This is a genomic window from bacterium, from assembly GCA_024226335.1.
In the GTDB taxonomy this organism is placed as follows: domain Bacteria; phylum Myxococcota_A; class UBA9160; order SZUA-336; family SZUA-336; genus JAAELY01.
This window is the reverse complement of the sequence record JAAELY010000330.1, coordinates 1-3,874: the sequence shown is the minus strand read 5'-3', so window position 1 is coordinate 3,874 and position 3,874 is coordinate 1. Positions and strand designations below refer to the sequence as shown.

Here is a 3,874-nt window from a genome sequence, read left to right as displayed (position 1 = left end):
GACGTTCTTTACGGCGATGGCCACTGCCTTGCGCTGGCCGACAATCACAACCAGGCGCTTGCCACGGGTAATCCCGGTATAGAGCAGATTGCGCTGGAGCATGGCGTAGTGCTGAGTCAGAACCGGGATGACGACAGCGGGATATTCCGATCCCTGGCTTTTGTGAATCGTCGCGGCGTAGGCCAGCACCAGCGTATCAAGCTCGCCGAACAGGTAGGTCACGGTCCGACCGTCAAAACTGGCGGCCAACTCTCCCTCGTCGACATCGATACTCTCAACGTAGCCGATGTCCCCGTTGTAGACTTCCTTGTCGTAGTCGTTCTCGATCTGCATGACCTTGTCGCCCGGCGCGAAGGTCGAACCAAAACGTTCCACCTTGTTGTCCCCGGAGGGATTCAGTGCGGCCTGAAGCTCAATGTTGAGTGAGCGCGCTCCGACACCGCCGCGGTTCATTGGACAGAGAACCTGGATGTCGCGAATGGGATCCAGACCGAAGCGTTTCGGGATCCGGTTCTTGACCAATTCGAGAACTCGCGTCACCGCCTGATCCGGATCTTCGGCCGGGACAAAATAGAAATCGCTGTCGCCGTCCGGCCTGCCGAGATCCGGCAATTGGCCCTGATTGATCCGGTGCGCACTGGTGATGATCCTGCTCTGGGCCGCCTGTCGGAACACCTCCGTGAGCCGCACGACCGGAATCGCGTTTGAGCCGATGACATCAGCCAACACCTGCCCGGGGCCGACGGAGGGCAACTGGTCGATATCACCAACGATCAGGACCGCGGCATGATCCGGAACCGCCCTCAGCAACGCGTGCATCAGGGAGACGTCAACCATCGAGCTTTCATCGACGACCAGAAGATCGCAGTCGAGAGGGCTCTCCTCGTTTCGTTTGAAACCGAATGACTTGGGATCGATTTCCAGCATGCGATGGATGGTCTTCGCCTCCATGCCGGTTGCTTCCTTCACCCTTTTGGCAGCCCGTCCAGTCGGCGCGCACAGCAACAGCTTGACGGCCTTTGCCGCCAGGATCTGCAGGATCGAGTTGACGATGGTGGTTTTGCCAACACCAGGTCCTCCGGTGATCACCATGACCTTGGAGCGAAGGGCAAGACGGATGGCCTCGGCCTGGGTCGGAGCAAGGGTCAGGCCGGTCTTCTTCTCGATCCAGGGAAGCGCCTTGTCGGCGTCGATATCTGGCCAGGGACGATGGCCCGAGACAAGATGGCGGAAGCGATCGGCGACACCTTTCTCTGCGCGATAGAGCCCACTCAGGAAAACGCACGGGGTTTCTGCAACCGAGCCGGCAATCACGGTGCCTTCCGCCAGTTCCAGGTCGATGGCGGTTTGGATCAGCGGATCCGGAACCTCGAGCAGTTTGGTGGAGAGCGGGATCAGTTCCGCAAGAGGCAAGCCGCAGTGACCGTTGCCCATCGCTTCGGCGAGAGCATAGGAAATACCGGCGCGCACGCGGATCATGGCGGTTTTTTCGATCCCGAGTTTTTCGGCAATCAGATCCGCCGTGCGGAACCCGATGCCGCGAATGTCCTGCGCCAGGCGGTAGGGGTTCTCGCTCATCACTTGCACAGAGTCGACGCCGTAGGTCTTGAAGATGCGCACGGCCCGTGCGGTTCCGACCGCATGGCTGTGGAGAAACACCATGATCTCGCGGATGACTTTCTGATCGGCCCATGCGGACGTGATCTTGTCTGCGCGTTTCGGCCCGATGCCCTCGACTTCCCGCAACCGCGCGGGCTCCGCCTCGATCAGGTCAAACACGTCCGTGCCGAACATCTTGACCATCCGTTTGGCATAGACCGGTCCGATGCCCCGGATCATGCCGGAGCCAAGGTATTTCTCGATGCCATCGAGCGATGTCGGCGCGGATGTTTTCAGAAACCGGGCGCGGAGCTGCAGGCCGTGGGTGCGGTCATTGATCCACTCGCCGGAAGCGGTGACCCACTCACCCGCGGATATCATCGCCGCGTGTCCGATGGTTGTGACGAGGTCGCGGTGCCCGCGTGCCTTGATGCGCAGCACGCAAAAGCCGGTCTCCTGATTGTGGTAGGTCACACGTTCAACAAGGCCCGAGATGACTTCTCCCGGGTTGTCTTGCCGCGCGGGACCCTTGGCGTTCAAGGCCCGCGATCCCTGGTGCTTTTAGCCAGGTCTGCGATCGCCTTGCTGAACAGATGGCGCGGTATGTTCACGAGCGCAAACCGGCGCCGTTCCTCTGGTCTGCCGTCCTGGTCCGCCTCGATGACCAATTCGACGGTCTCGGAACTGGCGTGGAGCGACACCGAGATATCGTCGTCCCCGAAATCGACCTCGTGTCGGCGCATGTTGGCACCGCGAGTGATGACGTGGCTCATCGTCAAATCTCCCGCGCGAACCAGCGGATGCGACCGATGATGTGGATTTCTTCGACGCTGCGCTCGCAGGGGCTGTAGAAACCATTATCTGAGATGACCTGCACGGCGGGCGGATCGCTGTTTGCAACGTGCTCGAGCCGCTTGGCCACAAACCCCATGCCGTCGTTCAGAACGAAGATCCCGGGCGGTTTCGGTGCGCGGCGTCTCATGTCGGCCAGCACCTTATCACCGCTCGGCAGCGTCAGCGCCATGCTGTCGCCCTCCACATGCATGATGCGCAGCAGCGACGGGCTGGTCTTGAGGCCGCCCTTTATCCAGGATCGGCGGAAGTGATAGGCGCGGCCCGGCGTGTCGCGGCCTTCAGCCACTACCGCGCCACCGCCCATTGACGGGCGCGGGGCGGCGTGCGCGATCGCAACGAAGGCTTCATCGGGATTGTCGATGAAGGGCGGCGTGCCGTCCACGTTGCCGATCCCGTGGATCAGCCAATCCCGGTCCACCTTCAGCACCGCCGCGACCTCGCGGAGTTTCTCGATCCCCGGTCGGGTCGAGCGTCCGCGCAGGATGTCGTAGACGAAGGAGCGGTTCACACCGGCCATCTCGGCAACGCGGGCCGGGCTGAGGCCGAGCTGGTCGGCGCGCGCGCGGAGACGGTCGGCAAGGGTATGAGGTTCGGTCATGTTTCCCCCAAGGGGCTTTGGATACATTTGGGTAGAATAGGATTGATCGGATCGCGTCAAGGAATTGGAACAAAGCATTGGCATTCGACGGCGAGGATCGAGGAGCAGATGGACATCGAGAAGGCGTATTTCATTCTCCCGGAGATCCTCGATCACTGGTCCATTTTCGAGGCCGACCTGATCTACCGTTCGAAGAATGACGAGCTGCGGACTATCGGCTCGAGTTCTTGGCCTGCGGCTTGAGTTCGGTGACTACGAGGAAGACGGGGGGCGTCAGGGATGCCGCATGCCGTGGGAGCAGAGGTGCTACAGCGGACTGCTTGATCACCACGTACAGGATGTCTTCCAGCTATTTTGGTGCAGAGAGTGTCACTTGCGGGATTTCAGGACGCAGCCTGCGGGCTTCATGCATGTGGATCTGGGCCCCGCGCGCCAATGGAGCGATCGCTTCCCGGTCCGGGCAACAGCATTTGCCGAGGAACCGCTGCCCGCGCGCGAAGTGCTGGCGCAATGCCGTATCATGAAGAGTGGCGGGGCAGCCGGGGTGGCGACGTTGGGTGCTACGGGCGTCGAAGTCGCGATGATGGGCGACTATGCGGTCATGCGTGAGCAGGCGCGGAAGCGGTGATCTCAGGAGCGCGGCTCAAGTGGTTGACAGAGAGGTTGTCCTTGACCTTCCAGCCGGAAGGCGCCCAGTCCCTCGACCGCACCGCGGCCCAGATGGCACTGTTCGCCCATGGCCAGCAGCGGCCAGATCCGGGGGATGTCGCCGGTGATCAGCAACGCGCCGGTCATGGTATCCTTGCGACGCGCCTGCCCGCG

At 61.7% G+C, this 3,874-nt stretch carries 4 protein-coding genes and 1 pseudogene; 1 reads left to right on the top strand and 4 read right to left on the bottom strand.

Features of this window, described 5'->3' with window-relative positions; genetic code table 11:
* The 3 genes from GY725_17105 to GY725_17095 form a co-directional block, all read right to left on the bottom strand.
* Positions 1-2,139 (bottom strand): ATP-dependent RecD-like DNA helicase (locus tag GY725_17105; GenBank protein ID MCP4005910.1); only part of this gene is annotated, 2,139 nt, incomplete at its 3' end.
* Positions 2,136-2,372 (bottom strand): hypothetical protein, encoded by a 237-nt coding sequence (locus GY725_17100; protein MCP4005909.1) that lies wholly within the window; start codon positions 2,370-2,372, stop codon positions 2,136-2,138. The genes GY725_17100 and GY725_17105, both read right to left, overlap by 4 nt.
* Positions 2,373-2,374: 2 nt before the next feature.
* Positions 2,375-3,052, bottom strand: coding sequence for a LexA family transcriptional regulator (locus tag GY725_17095; GenBank protein MCP4005908.1), 678 nt, complete (start codon positions 3,050-3,052; stop codon positions 2,375-2,377).
* A gap of 394 nt (positions 3,053-3,446) precedes the next feature.
* Here GY725_17095 and GY725_17090 point away from each other — a divergent pair.
* Positions 3,447-3,632, top strand: a pseudogene (locus tag GY725_17090) (peptidase M15).
* A 50-nt stretch (positions 3,633-3,682) separates the two neighbouring features.
* Here the strand turns inward: GY725_17090 and GY725_17085 are convergent.
* Positions 3,683-3,874, bottom strand: a 192-nt coding sequence (locus GY725_17085; protein MCP4005907.1) for a hypothetical protein, incomplete at its 5' end; no start/stop codon positions are given.